This window comes from Alcanivorax sp. HI0007 (assembly GCF_001635525.1).
In the GTDB taxonomy this organism is placed as follows: domain Bacteria; phylum Pseudomonadota; class Gammaproteobacteria; order Pseudomonadales; family Alcanivoracaceae; genus Alcanivorax.
On the sequence record NZ_LWEJ01000037.1, the window covers coordinates 1 to 1,808 of the forward strand.

A 1,808-nucleotide genomic window follows, 5' to 3' on the forward strand; every position below is an offset into this window, starting at 1 on the left:
CCTTCTTTTCACTAATCTTGTCCTGTATATCATTCAGGACGAAGTCTTCTGCTTCGAGTTTTTGCCGAGTGCTTTCCAAGTCGGTCTGCAAGTCTTGGGCCTGGCTCTGACTGATGCCTTGCAGATTCAGCGCCAGGGCTCTGCATTCGCCGGCAACGGCTTCGTTCTGACTGGTATGCCAGCACTGGTTGGGTTGTCAGTAGCTCATTCTGGATTGCAGCTCGGGCCCCATGGCGGTATTGGTGGTCGCTGTGACCAAGACCCCGAATTGGCGCACATTATTTGATTAGCGCATTTAAGCCTGTCATTTTATTTTTCAAATAAAAAAATCATCCTTCAAAAATCATAATATCTGAAACAACATTCTCATTGAAAAAACAAATGCCATAAGACAAACAAGTTCAAGCTCTTTTATAACTGTTAATAAAAAAATAGCGAGAAATATCACTATGAATACATTAAAAAATGAGAACAGCCTCCAATAAACATTCTTATCATCTGAAACCTCATACGCCACACCAGTATACTTACCATAAACAAAATCAACTTTTTTTCCGCTTATTTCATCAGCCACTTCAGAGGGAACCGAAAAGTTCACTCCATTTATTGCAGCCTCCGCATCCTCAAAATCCGAGAAACGATACGCTTTATACCACGGCGGAGAAAACCCTTCAGACAGAACTACGACCTCTCCCTTTTCAACACCATCAAAAAGACAGCGCTCCATAAATAAAAAGGCATAAACAAGAACAACCAATAAGGAAAACAAATGAACACCCCACAAAGTAAAAACTTCTATATTTTTATTTTTCACAAATCACCCTAAACACGCATACTTTCTTGCCAATTCGTTAATCTGAGACTGAAAAATCCCCATCATCTCGCCTATAATCAAGGGGATAATAGCCCCCGCAAGCCCTGCCGTAAATGTAATAACTAAATATGTAAAAAAAGCAAACATCGTAACCATAAACACAACAAGCAACGCTTGTACTATAGGATGAGCATCACACTCATCTAAAGCATCAGAGATAGAGTAAACCAAATCCACCAAGGTCAGGACCATGTTAAGAATACCAAAACGCTTTAAAAGCTTTGCTCCTAGTGAATCCGCAACTCCAGCCGAAAACATAAATCGCGCAACCGGGCCGGCTTTCAGCCTTCCCCCATTCTCACCCCCCTCAATCAAATAAGCCCCAGCCCCACTATAGGGATCCAGCACAATATAACCGGAGGACTCACTTCCAAAGAAATTCACAGGCCTCTCATGGGCAGTCACTTCCTTGCCCGCATACACTGAATTACGGATATCCGTTTCCACTTCATCAGACAACTCGATACCAGCCAAGGCCTGATCCAGGTTGCCCTGGGTAATCGTCCAAATTTTCTGCCCTTCGGCGGCGGCAAGCTGGATGGCTTTGACTGCGCTGATACCGTGTGCGGGGGCATCATCCGTGCTGTACATCTGTTCCGGTACCAGGTGTTCCATAGCTGATAGCCGGGCACCACGGGCACGGTTGAACGCCAGCCGGCGTTCCACATTACCATCCTTGTCGACGCGTGTTCCCGCGAAGCGATCCACGTCCATAGTCAGGCCGGTGGCTTTGACGTTGCGGGGAATGCCGTAGAAGTAGACCGGAGACAGGCTGGTTTTGAACAGACCGTAGCTGGGGGCACGGTAGCCCACACTGTGGGCCTGCTTTTCGCCAATCTTGTCCTGCATGTCATTCAGGGCGAAATAACTGAGGATCGTGCTATAGAGCAGATCACCGACTACCTGCTGCTTGGTCAGGCCTGCGAAGTCTTCC

2 protein-coding genes and 1 pseudogene are annotated in these 1,808 nt (G+C 46.4%); 1 reads left to right on the top strand and 2 read right to left on the bottom strand.

Features of this window, described 5'->3' with window-relative positions; translation table 11 throughout:
* Positions 1–286, top strand: a 286-nt coding sequence (locus A3714_RS17870) for a hypothetical protein (RefSeq protein WP_197463346.1), incomplete at its 5' end; no start/stop codon positions are given.
* A gap of 57 nt (positions 287–343) precedes the next feature.
* On the opposite strand, the gene A3714_RS02425 is transcribed toward A3714_RS17870, so the two are convergent.
* Together A3714_RS02425 and A3714_RS17875 are read right to left on the bottom strand one after the other, a co-directional pair.
* Positions 344–814 carry a hypothetical protein gene (locus A3714_RS02425; RefSeq protein WP_063509671.1) on the bottom strand — a complete coding sequence of 157 codons (471 nt, stop codon included), beginning with the start codon at positions 812–814 and terminating at the stop codon, positions 344–346.
* A 3-nt stretch (positions 815–817) separates the two neighbouring features.
* A pseudogene (locus tag A3714_RS17875) lies at positions 818–1,808 on the bottom strand (transglutaminase domain-containing protein); the annotation flags it as partial.